The organism is Peptoniphilus timonensis JC401 (assembly GCF_000312025.1).
GTDB lineage: Bacteria > Bacillota > Clostridia > Tissierellales > Peptoniphilaceae > Peptoniphilus_A > Peptoniphilus_A timonensis.
This window is the reverse complement of record NZ_HE978594.1, coordinates 184,971-202,606: the sequence shown is the minus strand read 5'-3', so window position 1 is coordinate 202,606 and position 17,636 is coordinate 184,971. Positions and strand designations below refer to the sequence as shown.

At 31.9% G+C, this 17,636-nt stretch carries 21 protein-coding genes and 1 pseudogene; 20 read left to right on the top strand and 2 right to left on the bottom strand.

Annotated elements, in window-relative coordinates:
* The first annotated feature begins 28 nt into the window (after window positions 1-28).
* Genes HGPT_RS04685 through HGPT_RS04675 form a run of 3 tightly spaced genes read left to right on the top strand, consistent with a single transcriptional unit; the run spans window position 29 to window position 2,470 of the window.
* Window positions 29-877, top strand: a complete 849-nt coding sequence (locus HGPT_RS04685; RefSeq protein ID WP_019138698.1) for an HsdM family class I SAM-dependent methyltransferase — start codon at window positions 29-31, stop codon at window positions 875-877.
* Entirely contained in the window at window positions 864-1,940 is a 1,077-nt protein-coding gene (locus tag HGPT_RS04680) for a restriction endonuclease subunit S (RefSeq protein WP_019138697.1), read from the top strand. Before HGPT_RS04685 ends, HGPT_RS04680 begins: the two co-directional genes overlap by 14 nt.
* Window positions 1,910-2,470: a restriction endonuclease subunit S gene (locus HGPT_RS04675; RefSeq protein ID WP_218914854.1), complete on the top strand. Its 561-nt coding sequence runs from the start codon at window positions 1,910-1,912 to the stop codon at window positions 2,468-2,470. Before HGPT_RS04680 ends, HGPT_RS04675 begins: the two co-directional genes overlap by 31 nt.
* A 187-nt stretch (window positions 2,471-2,657) precedes the next feature.
* Here the strand turns inward: HGPT_RS04675 and HGPT_RS04670 are convergent, their stop codons facing one another.
* Window positions 2,658-3,668, bottom strand: coding sequence for an aminomethyl transferase family protein (locus HGPT_RS04670; protein ID WP_040542636.1), 1,011 nt, complete (start codon window positions 3,666-3,668; stop codon window positions 2,658-2,660).
* A gap of 286 nt (window positions 3,669-3,954) precedes the next feature.
* Here HGPT_RS04670 and nadA (HGPT_RS10525) point away from each other — a divergent pair, with 286 nt between their 5' ends.
* The 15 genes and pseudogenes from nadA (HGPT_RS10525) to HGPT_RS04610 all read left to right on the top strand — a co-directional run bounded on the left by nadA (HGPT_RS10525) (window position 3,955) and on the right by HGPT_RS04610 (window position 15,473).
* Window positions 3,955-4,188: a quinolinate synthase NadA gene (gene nadA, locus HGPT_RS10525; RefSeq protein ID WP_342626066.1), complete on the top strand. Its 234-nt coding sequence runs from the start codon at window positions 3,955-3,957 to the stop codon at window positions 4,186-4,188.
* On the top strand, window positions 4,172-4,276 hold the full coding sequence (gene nadA / locus HGPT_RS10400; protein WP_425357422.1) for a quinolinate synthase NadA: 105 nt from the start codon (window positions 4,172-4,174) through the stop codon (window positions 4,274-4,276). Before nadA (HGPT_RS10525) ends, nadA (HGPT_RS10400) begins: the two co-directional genes overlap by 17 nt.
* A gap of 4 nt (window positions 4,277-4,280) precedes the next feature.
* A pseudogene (locus tag HGPT_RS09935) lies at window positions 4,281-4,883 on the top strand (quinolinate synthase NadA).
* Between the two features lies 1 nt (window position 4,884).
* Window positions 4,885-6,147, top strand: coding sequence for an L-aspartate oxidase (locus tag HGPT_RS04660; protein ID WP_019138694.1), 1,263 nt, complete (start codon window positions 4,885-4,887; stop codon window positions 6,145-6,147).
* The gene (gene nadC, locus HGPT_RS04655) at window positions 6,119-6,964 is read left to right on the top strand and encodes a carboxylating nicotinate-nucleotide diphosphorylase (RefSeq protein WP_019138693.1); all 846 of its coding nucleotides are present in this window, start codon (window positions 6,119-6,121) and stop codon (window positions 6,962-6,964) included. Before HGPT_RS04660 ends, nadC begins: the two co-directional genes overlap by 29 nt.
* 7 nt (window positions 6,965-6,971) lie before the next feature.
* Window positions 6,972-7,481 carry a transcription repressor NadR gene (locus HGPT_RS04650; RefSeq protein ID WP_019138692.1) on the top strand — a complete coding sequence of 170 codons (510 nt, stop codon included), beginning with the start codon at window positions 6,972-6,974 and terminating at the stop codon, window positions 7,479-7,481.
* Window positions 7,482-7,610: 129 nt separating this feature from the next.
* The gene (locus HGPT_RS08685; protein WP_019138691.1) at window positions 7,611-8,768 is read left to right on the top strand and encodes a copper amine oxidase N-terminal domain-containing protein; all 1,158 of its coding nucleotides are present in this window, start codon (window positions 7,611-7,613) and stop codon (window positions 8,766-8,768) included.
* A gap of 232 nt (window positions 8,769-9,000) precedes the next feature.
* Window positions 9,001-9,900, top strand: coding sequence for a substrate-binding domain-containing protein (locus HGPT_RS04640; RefSeq protein ID WP_019138690.1), 900 nt, complete (start codon window positions 9,001-9,003; stop codon window positions 9,898-9,900).
* A gap of 17 nt (window positions 9,901-9,917) precedes the next feature.
* Window positions 9,918-10,826, top strand: coding sequence for a phosphate ABC transporter permease subunit PstC (pstC, locus tag HGPT_RS04635; RefSeq protein ID WP_040542633.1), 909 nt, complete (start codon window positions 9,918-9,920; stop codon window positions 10,824-10,826).
* Window positions 10,819-11,700, top strand: coding sequence for a phosphate ABC transporter permease PstA (gene pstA, locus HGPT_RS04630; RefSeq protein WP_019138688.1), 882 nt, complete (start codon window positions 10,819-10,821; stop codon window positions 11,698-11,700). Before pstC ends, pstA begins: the two co-directional genes overlap by 8 nt.
* A complete protein-coding gene (gene pstB, locus HGPT_RS04625; protein ID WP_019138687.1) occupies window positions 11,700-12,455 on the top strand; it encodes a phosphate ABC transporter ATP-binding protein PstB in 756 nt (251 codons plus the stop codon). Before pstA ends, pstB begins: the two co-directional genes overlap by 1 nt.
* On the top strand, window positions 12,455-13,084 hold the full coding sequence (gene phoU / locus HGPT_RS04620) for a phosphate signaling complex protein PhoU (protein WP_019138686.1): 630 nt from the start codon (window positions 12,455-12,457) through the stop codon (window positions 13,082-13,084). Before pstB ends, phoU begins: the two co-directional genes overlap by 1 nt.
* A gap of 35 nt (window positions 13,085-13,119) precedes the next feature.
* On the top strand, window positions 13,120-13,800 hold the full coding sequence (locus tag HGPT_RS04615; protein WP_019138685.1) for a response regulator transcription factor: 681 nt from the start codon (window positions 13,120-13,122) through the stop codon (window positions 13,798-13,800).
* A 1-nt stretch (window position 13,801) separates the two neighbouring features.
* Window positions 13,802-14,017 carry a hypothetical protein gene (locus HGPT_RS09930; protein ID WP_019138684.1) on the top strand — a complete coding sequence of 72 codons (216 nt, stop codon included), beginning with the start codon at window positions 13,802-13,804 and terminating at the stop codon, window positions 14,015-14,017.
* Window positions 14,007-15,473: a sensor histidine kinase gene (locus HGPT_RS04610; protein ID WP_019138683.1), complete on the top strand. Its 1,467-nt coding sequence runs from the start codon at window positions 14,007-14,009 to the stop codon at window positions 15,471-15,473. The genes HGPT_RS09930 and HGPT_RS04610 overlap by 11 nt, the downstream gene beginning before the upstream one ends.
* A gap of 101 nt (window positions 15,474-15,574) precedes the next feature.
* Here HGPT_RS04610 and HGPT_RS04605 read toward each other — a convergent pair whose 3' ends face one another.
* Window positions 15,575-16,069, bottom strand: a complete 495-nt coding sequence (locus HGPT_RS04605; protein ID WP_245544135.1) for a DUF4364 family protein — start codon at window positions 16,067-16,069, stop codon at window positions 15,575-15,577.
* 97 nt (window positions 16,070-16,166) lie between these two features.
* On the opposite strand from HGPT_RS04605, the gene hpt reads away from it, so the two are divergent.
* Window positions 16,167-16,694, top strand: a complete 528-nt coding sequence (gene hpt / locus HGPT_RS04600) for a hypoxanthine phosphoribosyltransferase (protein WP_019138682.1) — start codon at window positions 16,167-16,169, stop codon at window positions 16,692-16,694.
* On the top strand, window positions 16,630-17,595 hold the full coding sequence (locus tag HGPT_RS04595) for a CPBP family glutamic-type intramembrane protease (RefSeq protein WP_342626062.1): 966 nt from the start codon (window positions 16,630-16,632) through the stop codon (window positions 17,593-17,595). The genes hpt and HGPT_RS04595 overlap by 65 nt, the downstream gene beginning before the upstream one ends.
* Window positions 17,596-17,636 lie beyond the last annotated feature (41 nt).

The following is a 17,636-nucleotide window of genomic DNA, read 5'->3' as shown; positions in this document are numbered from 1 at the left end:
GATATGATTCAAAAAACTGATGACGATTTTGAAAAAACATAATATTAGGAAAAATCAACTTTTTGGAATAGAAGACCAATCCTATATGTTTACTATTGCCACTACAAACATGATTTTAAGGGGAGATGGAAAAAGTAATCTTGAAAATCAAGATTTCTTAAAACAAAATCCAGCGAAATTACAACTAAAGGGATGTACTGTAGGAATGATGAATCCACCATATTCTCAAGGATCAAAGGATAATCCTAATTTATATGAAATATCATTTACAGAGCATCTTTTAGAATCACTTGTTGAGGGAGCAAGAGTTGCAGTAATTGTTCCCCAATCTACAATGACTGGAAAGACAAAATACGAGAAAGAGACCAAGGCAAATATTTTAAAACATCACACCTTAGAGGGAGTAATTACTTTAAATAAAAATACTTTCTATGGTGTAGGTACAAATCCATGTATAGCCGTTTTTACTGCTGGCATGCCTCACCATAAAGATAAAATTTGTAAATTTATAAATTTTGAAGATGATGGATATGAAGTTGCTAAGCATATAGGGCTTGTAGAAACACCATCGGCAAAAGATAAAAAACAGCACTTGCTTGATGTGTGGTTTGATAGGATTGATTCTGAAACAAAATTCTGTGTTGAAACCACTATTGAAGCAGACGATGAGTGGCTACATTCTTTTTATTACTTTAATGATGAAATACCAACTGATGAAGACTTTAGAAATACCATAGCAGATTATATTACCTTTGAAGTAAATATGATCACCCATGGTAGAGGATATTTATTTGGACTTGAAGATGATGATGAAGAGTTATTTTTTGATAACTCCCCAATAGCAGCTGAAGATGGTGAAGATTATGACACAAAGTAGCTTGTCGCTAAATGATGTTGAGTGGAAAAAATTCAAGATTAAAGAAATTTTCATAATAAAAAAAGTTAAAGGAAGACCTATAGAAAATTATGATAAAGGTAAAATTCCGTATGCGTCTACATCATCTGTTAACAATGCTATTATTAACTTTATTAATACAGAAGAAAATATAATAAATAAAGGAAAATCTATTTCTATAGACCCCATAGCGGGTAAGGCATTTTATCATGATTACGACTTTATTGGTAGAGGATATAGCGGAGCTTCAATTAACGTTCTTTATAATAAGAAATTAAATAAATATAGTGGTTTGTTTTTATGTAAAGCTATTGAAAAAACATCCTCTAACAAAGCTTCATATGGATATTTATTTAATAGTAAAAGATTAGAAAATGGAGCCATATTATTACCCATAGATGAAAAAGGAAACCCTAACTGGAAATTTATGGAAGACTATATTAAACAAGAACAAAAAGAAATCGCACAAAAAGTAGTTTCTTATTACGAGAAAAAAATGCTTAAAACATCTTTTGATTTAGTTGGACTTGAAAATGTTGATTGGAAAAATTATAGTTTGGAAGAAATTTTTCAAATTGTTTCAGTAAAAGGCAAGACAATTTCTAAGTATACAAAGGGTGAAATTCCATATGTATCTACATCCAGTCAAAATAATGCTGTAAGTGGATTTGTAAATTCAAATAATAATCTTAGTAAAGGTAATTGCATTTCCGTTGATCCTATTGCTGGGAACTGTTTCTATCATGAGTATGAATTTGTTGGAAGAGGTGGTGCAGGAAGTGCCATAAATCTGTTATATAACAGTAATTTAGATAAATATAATTCTCAATTTTTATTAACATCATTAGAAAAAGTTTCAAAAGAAAAAGCTTCTTATGGAATAGCTTTAAATGGACAAAGATTAAAAACAACAAAAATTTTTCTTCCAGCAGATAAAAACGGAAATCCTAATTGGGAATATATGAGTAAATTTATGAAAAAAATAGAATTAGAAAATCTTGAAAAAGTCATCGAATATATATATATATATATATATATAAGTTAGCCATTTCTTATGAGTCTAAGCTTGTCCCATTAGATAAAAAAGAGTGGAAAGAATTTTGGCTTGAGGATATTGTTAACATAAAATCTGGGAAAGATATTTACGAAAGAGAAAGAATCGATGGTAATACTCCATATATAACTGCTACTGCTCAAAACAATGGTATTGGTTATTTTGTTGATAACATAAATAATACATTGGAAGAAAAATCTATAAGTGTAAATCGTAATGGTTCTGTTGGATATGCATTTTATCATGATTATAAAGCTTTATATGGAAATGATACAAGAAAATTAATTCCAAAATATAAAAATAGATATGTTTCTATGTTTTTAACATCAGTTATTACTAAACAGAAAGAAAAATATGGTTATGGTTATAAAATGGGAACAGCAAGATTAAAGAGACAAAAGATACTTTTGCCTATTGATTATGATGAAAAACCAGACTTCGATTATATGAAAAAATATATGCAAATTCAAGAAATAAAAAAATATTATGATTTGGTTAATTACTATAATTGTCATCTATAAATCACATTATACTAATAAATAAGAGTAGATTAATAATTCAATTTATCTGATTAATTAAAAGATTTTTATCGAACAAAAAAATCTATAACCTTTATTTACCTTCTTTGAAAATTTTAGTTTAAGCAACAAAAATGGAGCCAAATTTAGGCTCCTAATTTTATATTTCCAATTATTCTCTTGTTTATTTTTATCCTTTTACTCTTTCATTATCTTTGTCATAAAAAACCCTGTCGCACAATTTTGCTTCTAGGCTTCCTGCTTTTGTTTTTATTTCTACTTTTTTTCCTTCTACTGCTTTATCTTTTTCTATCATGCAGTAGCCAATATATTTTTCTACTGTGTAGCCGTAAATGAATTTTGTCACTTCACCTATTTCTTTGCCATCAAGTAAAACTATATCGCCTGCTTCGACTTCTCCATCTTCTAATAATTCATATCCAAAGAGGTCACGATTTACATTTTCTTTTGCTTTAAGAAGGGCATCTTTTCCTATAAAGTCGCTATCCCAAGCTACTGTCCAGCCGTAGCCAACTTCAAGAGGATTTGCTCCTTCTAAATCGCTCATAAGAACGTAGCCTTTTTCGCCAGGCAAGCTTCCAATTATTACGTCACTTGTTATGTTAAGAAGGTCAAATTCTTTTCCACATTCTTTTATTTTTTCTTCTAAGATATCTTTTTTATCTGATTGTACATATAGTTCGTAGCCAAGTTCGCCAGTGAAGCCTGCTCTTGCGACCATAAGGTCCAAGTCGCCAAGGGAGTTATCTTCTATTGTAAAAAATTTAAGATCAGTAATGTCTTCATCTACAATTTTATTTACTAATTCTTTTGATTTTGGTCCTTGGATGGCAAACATAGTGAGCTTATCTGTGATGTTTTTGTATTCAACATCATAGCCATTTTTAAATTTGTCAAACCACTTAATCATCTTGTCGATATAAAGAGTGGAAATTAGATATTTTTCTTTTTCTAATCTAAAGATAATTACATCGTCAATGATTTTTCCATCTTCATTTAGCATTGTTGTGTAAAGAGCATGAGTATTTTTCATATTTTTAATGTCATTTACAAAAATTTTATCCAAGAAGTCTTCCGCATCTTTTCCAAAGACATCTAAAACTTGGTGGGTAAAGTCATAATATCCAACTGAATTTCTCACGGCCTCGTGTTCTTTTCTTCTCAATTCATCATTTTTCATAAGATCACTTTCCTTTATCACTTTAAAACGACATCCTATATTAATATGATACCCAAGAAAGTTTTTAAGTAACAAAGCCTGGAAGTTCAGTGATTTTAATTTTTATTTTCTTAGCTAAAAAATTTTAAGGACTAAAAAGAAACTTAGCCATTAAAGTTAAATTATTTTATAAATAAAGCTTAGTCAAAAAAATAAACTCTTCATTCTAAGTTGAGCTAGTGTATATACACTTGACTTGTCCTGTATGCTTCATTGTAATATAATTTTAAGTAAAATTTATTAGGAGATTGGTGAAATTGAAAAATTTAGAAAATTTAACTTTAAAAGAAAAATTGAAATATTAAAAAAATTAAAGAAAGAGAGAGATGCTGTTATACTTGCCCACTACTATGTTGATGAAGAGATCCAAGCTGTAGCTGACTACATAGGAGATTTCTTTTTTCTTGTCTCAAAAGGCTACAGAACTCAAGGAAGAAACCATAGTCATGGCAGGAGTCTACTTTATGGGAGAAAGTGTTAAGATTTTAAATCCAAGCAAGAATGTTTTGATGCCTGACCTTGGAGCAGATTGTCCCATGGCCCACATGATTAGCGTTAGAAAAAATTAAGGAGATGAGAGAGGCTTACGATGACCTAGCAGTTGTGACTTACATAAATTCTACTGCAGAGATCAAGGCCTACTCAGATATTTGCGTAACATCTTCAAACGCTGCAAAAATTGTTAAATAAATTAAAAGAAAAAATATTTTTTTTGTACCAGATAAAAACCTTGGCGACTACATAAAGAAGTCCTTGCCAGATAAAAATGTTATTTTAAATGACGGCTACTGTCCTGTTCACGATGAGATAGATCTTGAAGATGTAAGAGCCTACAAGGGTAAGGTAAAAATTTTGGCTCATCCAGAATGTAGGAAAGAAGTCCTAGAACTTGCTGACTTCATTGGATCTACAAAGGCAATTATTAATGAAGCAGGAAAGTATGATGATGTTCTAGTTGTCACTGAAGAAGGAATTTTTACTGAGCTTAAGAAAAAATATCCAAAGGTCAACTTTAGAAAGCTTGCCAAGGAACCAATTTGCCTAGACATGAAAAAATTGACCCTAAATAAAATTATTGAAGTCCTAGAAGAAAATAAAAATCAAGTTGAAGTTCCAAGAGAAATTAGAGAAAGAGCCTTAAAACCTCTTGAAAAAATGTTGGAGTTAGGTGCATAGGATGAAAAAATTTGACATTTTAATTGTGGGTTCAGGTCTTGCTGGAGTCAGCACTGCCCTAGAGTTAAGTGAAGATTATAGGATTGGTATTGTCACAAAGAAAAAGTTAGAAGATTCAAATTCTTATCTTGCCCAAGGTGGGATAAATGTATTAAGAGATGAAGAAGATAGGGAAGTTTTTATTGAAGACACAATGAGGGCAGGCCACTACAAAAATAATTTGAAGTCAGTTGAGACCATGGTGGACAAGTCAAAAGATGCAATTAAGTTTTTAATGGATCTTGGAGTTGAGTTCACAAAGAAGGATGGCCAGCTTGATTATTCAAGAGAGGGCGGACACTCAGCATCAAGGGGCCTTCACATTGACGATGAAATAGGAAAGGGAATCCTCGATGTCCTCTATAAAAGATTAAGGGAAAGGTCAAACATAGAAATATTTGAAGACACGCCTATACTTGATCTTATTGTAAAAGATGGCAAGTGTTACGGAGCAAGGTCTCACGATGAGGTTTTTATTTCTACAAATGTGGTTCTTGCAACTGGTGGACTAGGTGGACTCTTTGACAAGTCAACAAACTTTCCTCATATCTCAGGAGACGGACTTGCCATGGCAATAAAAAACGGAGTCAAGATAAAGGACATATCTTACATTCAATTTCATCCAACTTCTCTTTATGAAGAAGGAGTAGAAAGGCAATTTTTAATTTCCGAATCTGCAAGGGGAGAAGGGGCAGTCCTACTTAATCATAAGGACCAGAGATTCACAGATGAAATGAAGCCAAGAGACATAGTAGCAGGCGCCATAAAAAATGAAATGGAAAAAGAAGGAATGGACTTTGAATACTTGTCTATGAAGCCCCTTGGAGAAGAAAGAATTCCCAAGAGATTTCCAATGATTTTTGATGAGTTAAGAGCCAGGGGGATAGACCCAAGATACGAAAACATTCCAATAGTTCCCTGCCAACACTACACCATGGGAGGAATAGAGTGTGATATCGAAGGAAGGACTAACCTAGAGGGACTCTTTGTAGTTGGCGAGGCTGGTAATGTTGGAATTCATGGTTCTAATAGACTTGCCTGCAATTCACTTTTAGAGTGCCTAGTTTTTGGAAGAATTTTGGCAGATTTCTTAAACGAAAATAAATTTGACAATGCAGAAATAAATTTCAAAATTGATACAATAGATATTGATGAAGAAGAAAAGAAAAAAATTATTTTTGAAAGGATAAGAGAAGATGAGAGATCTAAAGCCAATCTTAATTGACAAGTATATAATCGCAGCCCTAAGGGAGGACATTACAAGTGGAGACATCTCAACAGATGCCATCTTAAAGGATGAGAGGGCAGAGGTAGATTTAAGAGCCAAGGACTCTGGAATACTTGCAGGTCTTGATGTCTTTAAGAGGGTCTTTGAAATTTTAGATGAAGATGTGAGCTTTGAATTTTATTTTTCTGACGGGGACCAAGTTAAAAATAAGGACCTAATAGGAAAAATAAGTGGAAGAGCTAAGGCAATCCTTGAGGGAGAAAGGACAGCCTTAAACTTCTTGCAAAGGATGAGTGTGATTGCAACTTACACCAAGAAAATGGTTGATGCCCTTGACAGCGACCATATAAAAATTCTCGACACAAGAAAGACTACACCTAACATGAGGCTTTTTGAAAAGTATGCAGTGACACTTGGTGGAGGCTACAACCACAGGTACAATTTATCTGATGGAATTATGCTAAAGGACAACCACATAGATGCAGCTGGTGGAATAAGAGAGGCAGTGAAAAAAGTGAGAAGCCTCAATCCCTTTGTAAAGAAAATTGAAGTTGAAGTAGAAAATTTTGACCAAGTTAGGGAGGCCTTAGAGGCAAAAGCTGATATAATAATGTTAGACAACATGGATATAGAAGAGATAAAAGAAGCCTGCAAGATAATTAATAAGAGGGCCATCATTGAGTGCTCAGGTAACATAAGTCTTGAAAATATAAATTCTTATAGGAACCTAGACATTGATTATATTTCTTCGGGTGCCATAACTTACAGTGCAGGAGTCTTGGACCTATCCATGAAAAATTTAAAAATCTATTGAGGGAGATATGTTAGATCCAAAATCAAGAAGAGAAGACTTGTTAAAAATTTTATACGAAAGTCAAAAGCCTATGTCGGGAGAAAATCTGGCAAAAAAGTTTGATGTAACAAGACAGGTGATAGTCCAGGACATGGCAATACTCAGGGCTAGCGGCAAGGATATTGTATCAACTAATAGGGGCTACTACTTAAACGAAGCCAGGACCCAAAAAGTTTTTAAGGTCAAGCACAGTGACAAGGACATAAAAAAAGAACTAGAAGCCATTGTTGACCTAGGAGGACTTGTTAAGGACGTCATTGTCCACCACAAGGTTTATGGTGAAATAAAAAAAGATTTAAACTGTTCATCAAGAAGGGACGTAAAAATTTTTTTAGAGAAGATGAATGAAGAAAAATCCAAACCCCTTGACGTGCTAACAGGTGGAGTTCATTATCACACAGTTGTAGCAGAAAATGAAGAAGTCATGGAAGAGATAGAAGTTGTCTTGGGGGAAATGGGATTTTTAATAGAAGACTAAAGAGTTAGGAGACTAGCTCTTTTTTTATTGTAAATTTAGTATAGTAGTGTATTGACATAAAGTTATAATTTCTATACAATTGACTTAGATGTAAACGTTAACTTATTTCAAAGAAAGAAAGGAGAAGTTATGAAAAAGACGAAACGATATTTTATTTTATTTTTATCTCTTGTAATGCTACTCTCAACAGTAAACGTTTTTGCTGTAAGGCATGAAAAAAGAGATATTCCGTTGAATGGGATAATTGTCAACGACCACATTGTATATAGTGACGTATATCCTTACATTAAAAATTCTAGGACCTATGTACCTATAAGATTTATAGCTGAAGAACTTGGCTATGATGTTAAGTGGGACGGAGCAAACAAAAAAGTAACAATGACAAATGATGGAACTACAGTTGAACTTACTATAGGTTCGAATAAAATGATGGTAAATGGTAAGGCAGTTCACTTAGATGCTCCAGCAGAAATAAGAGACGATAGAACTTTCGTACCACTTAGAGCAATTGCAGAAGCTTTTGGAGAAAATGTAGATTATTCTAGTGATTATAAGGCTGTTTATATTGGAGATAATCCTAAATACAATGCTTTCTATAAAGTGGTATATTATTATGAAAAGAGAGAAACAGTAATTTCTGAATACACAATTAATATTGCAACTTACAAGATGAATGTAAATGGAAATGTTACAAGATTTGAAACAATAAGCGAACTTGTTAACGTAGTTTATGAAGATTTCTATGAATATAGAGTTAGCGGAGTCTCTAAATATGGTGTTACAAATTATAAGACTAGTACTACTAATTATACTCAACCAGTAACTCAACCTGTAACTCAGCCAAAAGAAGAAGTAAAGTATGTAAAAATTCCAAAATCAAATGTAGCAGAAGAAAAACAACTTAAAGATAAATATTATGTAATTTCTACTGATGATATTTTAGTAGGATCATGGTATGGGCCTGGTGGACATAAATTTAATGATACAAGTCTATCCACAGATGTATACACTTATATAACGAGTCTAGGAAATGGAAGATATAAGCTTACGACTAGAACTATACTAAGTTCAGACAATAATTCTGAATATTTTGCAGAACAGTATGGATACTATGATAAGGACAAAAATGCCTTAGTAGTAGAAAAATCACACACAACTTATGGCGAAACTGGATTTTTTGTCGGAGTAAATCCTTATCTTGTGGCAGGAACATATTATCTTGAAAACTCATATACAAGATTATCCTGGGGAAGAATTGGCTCTAGTTATTATTTTGAAAGATACTAAAATTTAATAAAAGAAAAATTAAAAATTTAGCTATGAGATTTACCCTCTTTACTGACAAATAGTAAGGAGGGTATTTTATTAAAAAAAACTTTACACAATTTCACTATTCTTTCACGGTATTCAAAATAATTTACATAAAATTTACAAAAGACTTCTTGGCAATTTACAAAACAAAACTATAATGACCATGAAATAAAAAATAAAATTAAATTTTGAAAGGATGAAAAAAATAATGAAGTTAAAAAGTTTTGGAAAAGTTGCTTTAGTTTTAGCATTAGGAGCTAGTCTTGTAGCATGTGGAGGAAACAAGAAAGAAGAAACTACTGCAAATGCAGGTGGAGAAAAGACAGAAGAACTTAGTTCGATTAATGTTATTACAAGAGAACAAGGTTCAGGTACAAGATCTGCTTTTACTGAACTAACAGGAGTTCTTGTAAAAGATGGCGACAAAGAAGTTGACAACACTTATTCTGAAGCAGCTGTTCAATCTTCTACTGATGCAGTTCTTACTACAGTTCAAAATGATGCATCTTCTATTGGTTATATTTCTCTTGGATCTTTAAATGATGATGTCAAGGCTCTAAAAGTTGAAGGTGTTGAAGCCACTCCTGAAAACATTAAGTCAAACACATATAAACTTGCAAGACCATTTAATGTTGCTTATAAGAAAGATGTTGACGAAAAAGCAATGGACTTAATTAAGTTTATTATGTCAGATGAAGGACAAAAGATTTGTGAAGAAGAAGGTTATGTAGGAGATGCTAAGGGCGAAACTTACGAAGCAATTAATAATGATGCAAAATTAACTATTGCTGGTTCAACTTCTGTTACTCCTCTTATGGAAAAACTTGTTGAAGCATATAAGGCTAAGAACCCAGATGTTGTAATTGATATCCAATCCAATGGTTCATCAGCTGGTATGACTGCTGCAATGGAAGGAACTGCACAACTTGGTATGGCTTCAAGAGAACTTAAAGATGAAGAAAAAGAAGCTCTTGATTTTACAGTTATAGCAAGAGATGGTATTGCAGTTATTGTAAACAAGGAAAACAAAGTTGAAGATGTAACTATGGACGATCTTCAAAAAATCTTTACAGGAGAATTGACAGATTGGGCAAATCTTGCAAAATAAAATGCAAAGGAAATGAAATGGAAAATATTAATATAAAGGCCCCTCGAGAAGACAAGAGGACCAGGACATTTTCATGGGAAGAAATATCTAAGTATTTCTTCCTAATTTGTTCTGTTCTTTCAATATTCTTCTTACTCTTAATTTGTGTCTTTATCTTTAAAGATTCTCTTGCCTTCTTTGGCAAGGTAGGAGTAAAGGAATTTTTATTTAATGATTCTTGGGCACCTATGAATCAACCGCCAACTTATGGAATCTTATCAATGATACTTGGCTCAGTTATTATTACAGCTCTATCATGTATAGCTGCTGTGCCAGTTTCTATAATGGTTGCTGCTTACTTGGCATTTGATTGTCCAAAGAAATTTTATAGAATTTTAAAACCAGGACTTAATTTAATGACAGGCATACCTTCAATTGTCTACGGTTTCTTTGCCTTGACAATTATTGTTCCTATTAATAAAAGTCTTTTTGGTGGAACTGGGATGAATATTTTAAGTGCATCAGTCTTACTTTTAATAATGATTCTTCCTACAATAATTTCTATGGCAGAAGCGTCACTTAGAACAGTGCCAAAATCTTTTTATCAAGGATCACTTTCTCTTGGTGCAACTCATGATGAGACTATAACAAGAGTTATGATACCAGCTGCAAGATCAGGGATTTTTGCAGGAATTATTCTTGGAATTGGTCGTGCTATTGGCGAAACTATGGCAGTAATCCTTGTTGCAGGAAACCAAACAAGACTTACTCTAAACCCTTTAAAGGGAATTAGAACTATGACTACAAATATTGTACTTGAAATGGCTTATGCTGCAGGCGACCACAGACAAGCTCTAATAGCCACAGCTGGAGTCCTATTTGTATTTATTTTAATAATAAATACAAGCTTTTTTATAGTTAAGAATAGGAGAGAAAAAAATGATTAAATATATTGGTCTTGGACTTATAGCAGTTTTAATTTTGTCTATCCTAGGTCTACACTTTATTGGAAAAGTATCTTTTTATAGAATAACAACTAGACTTTTTTCTGCAATGACTCTTGCAATTTTAGTTTTTATAGTTGTCTTTGTTGTCTTAAAGGGCGCCATGTCTTTTAGTCCAAAGATGCTATCTCTAAATTACACAACAGAAAATTTATCCATGGGTCCTGCTATTATAACTACATTACTAACAGTTGTCCTTTCAATTTTACTTGCATCACCTATTGGAATTTTCACTGCTATTTTTCTAGTTGAATACACTCGTGTAGAAAACAAACTAGTAAGAGCCATAAGACTTGCAACAGAAACTCTAGCAGGTATTCCATCTATTGTTTATGGATTATTCGGTATGTTATTCTTTGGACTAAAACTAAAAATGGGATTTTCAGTAATTTCTGGAGTTCTAACAGTTTCTATAATGATTTTACCAATTATAATAAGATCAACTGAAGAAGCACTAAAATCCGTTCATCCATCAGTAAGACAAGGATCTCTTGCTCTTGGTGCAGGAAAGCTAAGGACAATTTTTAAGGTAGTGCTTCCCATAGCAATTCCAGGGATTTTATCAGGAATAATTTTATCTGTTGGTCGTGTTGTTGGAGAAACAGCTGCCCTAATGTACACTTTGGGAACAGCGACATCACTTCCAACTACATTAAAAGCATCATCAAGAACTTTGGCTTTACACATGTATGTACTTTCATCTGAAGGAAAACACGTTGGAGAAGCTTATGCAACAGGTATGATTCTTTTGATTCTTGTCTTAATTATAAATTGGTCTTCAACAAAACTTGCAGACAAACTAAGAGAGGTTGAATAATGAATACAAAAATGAGCGTAAAAGACCTAGATCTTTATTATGGAGATTTTCAGGCTCTTCACAATATAAACTTAGACATAAAAGAAAGAGAAATTCTTTCCTTTATTGGACCTTCTGGTTGCGGTAAGTCCACTCTATTAAAGTGTTTAAATAGAATGAACGACCTTGTAGTGGGCTGCAAGATAGAGGGAGATATTAGACTTGATGGCGAGGACATCTACGCCAAAAATTATGATGTAAATAGTTTGAGAAAAAGAGTTGGAATGGTATTTCAACAACCAAATCCCTTCCCAATGAGTATCTATGAAAATATTGCCTATGGTCCAAAAACACATGGCATAAAAAATAAGGCTGAGCTTGACGAAATTGTTGAGTCATCACTTAAACAAGCTGCTATTTGGGAAGAAGTAAAAGATGATTTAAAAAAATCTGCCCTTTCAATATCTGGTGGACAACAACAAAGACTTTGCATAGCGAGAGCTCTTGCAGTAAATCCAGAAGTTATCTTAATGGACGAACCAACTTCTGCTCTTGACCCAATTTCAACAGGAAAAATCGAAGACTTAGCACAGGAATTAAAGGATCAATACACAATTGTTATGGTAACTCACAATATGCAGCAAGCATCAAGAATTTCTGATGAAACAGCCTTCTTCTTAAATGGTGTAATTGTGGAAAAGGGAAATACAGTTGATATTTTTACAAATCCAAAAGAAGAAAAGACAGAACTATATGTAACAGGAAGGTTCGGTTAATGAGAAAAAGATTTGATGATGAATTAAGAAAGTTAAATGATTTGCTTTTAGAAATGGCTGGTTTAAATGAAAGTGCCATAAAAAAAGCAATTTCACTTTTAGATGAAAAAGAAGAAAGCATTGCAGAAGAAGTTGTCCATGACGAAGAGAGAACTGACGAATATGAGGATATAATTCAAAAACAATGCCTTAAAATTTTTGTAGAGCAACAACCAGCAGCTAGCGACCTTAGGAGGGTTTCTTCTGCTTTAAAAATGATTACAGACTTAGAGAGAATTGGCGATAATGCAAGAGATATTGCAGAAATCTGCATGAGTCTTCCAAATAATTATGACACACTTAGTTTCCCTTTAATAAAGAAAATGGCTGATGCAACAGTGGAACTTTTAAATAAATCCATTGATGCCTTTGTCAATTTAGATCTTGAAACAGCAAAAAAAATCGACAAAGAAGATGACATAGTTGATAATTATTTTGTAATGATAAGAGACCAATTAATTGATATAATAAAGTCAGATTTTGACCCAGCTGCTGCAATTGATTTTATAATGATTGCAAAATACTTGGAGAGAATTCCCGATCACGGAGTAAACATCGCTCACTGGGTTATTTTCACTATTGAAGGCTAGTTTTATAAATTCAATTGATTAATAAGGATGATTTTATGTTAATTTATCTTGTTGAAGATGACACATCGATTTTAAAGTTAATAGAATATTCTCTAAAGACAAAGGGATATGAGGTCAGGGCTTTTGAAAGGGGAAAGAATTTTTTTCAAGCCTTAGAAGAGGATAAACCTGACTTAGTTTTACTTGATATTATGCTTCCAGATATGGACGGTTTAGAGATTTTAAAGAGACTTAGGGAGAGAGAAGACACAAAAAATGTTTGGGTTATTATGATTACAGCCAAGACTTCTGAATATGATGTTATTTCTGCTCTTGATAAGGGAGCAGATGATTATATTAAAAAACCTTTCTCTGTTATGGAACTTTTATCTAGAGTTGGAGCAGTAAAAAGACGTGCTGGAAAAGAAATAATTGACGGTAGCGTCTTAGACTTTAATGGTATCCTCATAAAGGATAAGAATAGATCTGTGACAATTGACGGAAATCAAGTTGATTTTAGTTTAAAGGAATATGAAGTTTTAAAATATTTAATTTTAAACAAGGATATAGTTATCTCTCGTGAAAAACTTCTTACAGAAATTTGGGGTTATGACTATGAGGGTGAGACTAGAACAGTTGATATGCATATAAAATTAATTAGAGATAAATTAGGCGACAAGAGAGGATGTATTAAAACCGTAAGAGGTATTGGATACATGCTTACTAGGGAGGAATAAAATGAAAAAAAGATTTTTCAGGTATCTCCTTGGAATATCTCTCTTAACTTTATTTCTATCAACAATTGCTTCCATGTTCATTTATTATTCTGTTTATGCAAAAAGATCCAACGAAGATTTGAGGAATATTGTAATTACTATGGGAGAAACTTTAAATAAAGTTGAAGATGACAAAAATTATTTAGAATCTCTTGCAAAAAAAGAGAATGGATTTTAGAATTACTTTGATACAAGAAGATGGAGAAGTTCTCTACGATTCTAAAAAAGATGTTAGATTTTTACCATCTCACAAGGATAGACCTGAAGTTATTCAGGCAAAAAAGCTTGGCTATGCACAAGTTGAAAGATATTCTAACACCTTATCAAAGGATCTTTACTATGTGAGCCTTAGATTAGATGATGGCAACATGATTAGGATTTCAAGAGAGATGGATAACCTAATTGGAGCCTTTACAAAGGTTCTTCCTTTTGATATTCTAATGTCTCTTTTAGTGTTTTTAATTGCAACTGTTGTTTCAAAAAAACTTACTAAAAAGACTTTTGATCCTCTAAATAATTTGGAAGAAGATTTACTTAATGTTGACACAAATAAGCTTCCGGAAATTTCCCCATTTATTAATAAAATAAAGAAACAAAATATGACTATTGAGGAAAGTTACAAGGAAATTGCAAGAGAAAGGGATACAATAAATACAATACTAAAAAATATGAAAGAATCTCTTGTCATTGTGGATGAAAATAAAAATCTTTTGACAGTAAATGATTCTGCTAGAGAAATATTTAATTCTAAAAGGGATATTCTCGGTGAAAATATTATAAATCTTATAAGAGATGAAAATATTTTAAATATGGCAGATGAAGCCTTAAAGGGAAAAAGCTGCGAAGCTATAACAAAGATTGGCGATAGAGAATACAAATGTTATGTCAATCCAGTATTTGAAGATAAAAAAGTTAGAGGACTTTTGATTTTATTTATAGATGAAACAGAAGAAATTAAAGCCACAAGACTTCGTGAAGAATTTTCTTCTAATGTTAGTCACGAGTTAAAAACTCCTCTTACATCTATTTCTGGTTTTTCAGAACTTCTTTTAAATGATCTTGTTGAAGACAAGGACAAGGAAGGTTTTTACAAATTAATTTATGATGATTCTAAAAGACTTTTAAGCCTTGTAGAAGACATAATGAAAATTTCTGGACTTGAACACGCTGGAGATTTTGACAAAGAAGAGATTGACCTTAAAGAAATAATTGCAGAAATTCTAAAGGGATATAAAAGTTTAATAGAAGAAAAAAATATCTATGTAAACTTGGAAGGTTCAGGATCAGTTTTTGAAAATAGAACTATGATTTGGGAACTTTTCTCTAATTTAATAAATAATGGAATTAAGTACAATAAGGATAGTGGAAGACTTGATATAAAAATTTCTGAAGATGCGAATACTTGTAAAATAATAATTAAAGATACTGGCATAGGAATTCCTCAAGAAGACTTAGCAAGAATTTTTGAAAGATTTTATAGAGTTGATAAGTCTAGGTCAAGAAGAGTTGGAGGAACTGGACTTGGTCTTTCCATTGTAAAACACGTTATACAAAATATCGGTGGAAAAATAAAAATTTCTTCAGAATTAGGCGAAGGAACAAGTTTTGAAATACTTTTAAAAAAGTTAAAATAAGACACACTTCTAATTTATAAATTCTCATAAAAAATACCAGAGTTAGTTTTCACTTTCTCTGGTGTTTTTTTATTCTTCTTTTGTATCTTCTGTTAAAATTTTTAAAATTTTTGAATAAATTTCTTCTGGATTTTTCTTAAAGTTGGAAGAGATTTTTTTGCCATATTTACATCTGATGTTTCGATTTTAAGATCAAGGACTTCTATATTGTCGTCTTTTATAATTAGTTTTGCATAAGAAGTTTCATCTTCTTCTATGGCTTCTCCTGACACAGAATTTTTGAGGAGTAGTTCATGGCGGTATTTTTCCATATTCTCATCCAAAAATTTTATATTATCTTCAGGGATTTGTTCGTAAAAAATATTTAGTGTATTTTGTCCATCCTCTGAAAGATAATATTTTTTATCCTTGTCAAAAAGGACAAGCCCTGTTGATTCTAACTCCTTTAAATATTGTTTAAAGTAAAAATAATTAAAGAGTTCAATGTTAAGGACAAAATAGCTAAGGTCATTTTCTTTCAATCTGTGGTTGAAATTATCTATCACATATAAAATTAATAATTTATTTAATGCAAGTTCAAAAGAACTTTTTTCCATAAGATCACCTTCCAAGTAATTATACCAAAGCCAGGCTTATAATGGCAATTAAAGATGAATTTTTGGCATTTTTTGATATAATGTATTTGGAGGAATTATGGAAAAAGAAATATTATTTTCTCGTGAAGAGATTAAAGAAAAAGTAAAAAGTTTGGGCAAGAGAATTGAAAAGGACTTCGAAGATGATTTCGTAGTTATTTCCCTTTTGAGGGGAAGTTTTATTTTTGCCGCAGACTTAGTAAGAGAGATAGATAAATTAGTAGAGATAGATTTTCTTACAACATCAAGTTATGGTCACAGCGAAAGTTCTAGCGGTGAAGTTAGATTTTTGACTGACCTTAGAACAGATATTGAAGGCAGAAATGTGCTTGTAGTCGATGACATTTTAGATACTGGAAACACACTTTATGCAGTGAAAGAAAAATTAAAGGAAAAAAATCCAAAATCTTTAAAGACTTGTGTCTTGCTTGATAAACCTTCAAGGAGAGAGGCAGATGTAAGTGCTGACTATGTTGGATTTGAAATTGACGATATTTTTATAGTTGGTTATGGACTAAATTATGGCGACCACTACAGAAATGTCCCTTACATTTACACATATAAAGAAAAAAATGAGAACTTATAAAAAGAAAAATTTAAATGTCATGAGCGTCAACTCTTTGACACTTGTGCTTGCAATTATTTTTTTGACAATTGGTTTTAATATTCAGGAGCGTTTTAGCTTTTGGGGAACCTTTATAACAGAAACTTTAATAGTTTTACTACCAGCCCTTCTCATTTCTTCAACTGGAGATGTAAAAGAGGTCTTAAAAATAAAGAAAGTTTCTTTTAAGAGTTTGGGGAAGACAATTATTTTAGTTGTTTTAATTTACCCAGTGATTCTCTTATTAAATGGAGTATTTTTATCCCTTCTTTCAAATTTTATTGAATATAAAAATTTCCCTATGGAAATAATGCTACAAAATGTTCCTATTTTAAATTATTTGATTTTTATGTGCCTTGTGCCAGCAATTTGTGAAGAAGTTTTCTTTAGAGGGACACTTACAAATGCCTATAATGTCTATGGAGAAAGATTTGCCATAATAGTTTCGGCACTTGTTTTTGCTTTATTTCACTTCGACATACAAAACTTTATTGCACCCTTTTTGTTGGGGCTTTTATTTGCAAGTTTAATCGAATACACTGGATCAATTATCCCTGCTATTGTTGCACATTTTATAAACAATGTCATTGCAGTTTTGACAGCTAGATACTTAAATGAAAGACTTTTTGATTTTTTGAGACAGACAAAGTTTACACGTGAAATTGGATCTCTTGAACTTTCAATTATCATTATTTTAGTTCTTCTTTCAATTTTTTCATTTATACTTAGCAGGTTGATTTTAAAAAGTTTAAAGGAAGAAAATAATAAGTACAGGGAAGTAAAAATCAGATATAGAGATGTTGAGGGGATAGATTTATTTAACTTTGTTCCCCTAATTGCCCTTGTGATTTTGTATTTCATCTATCACTACATTGTTTTTTAAGGAGATGGGATTATGGATAAAATAAAAGAAGCAGCAGAATT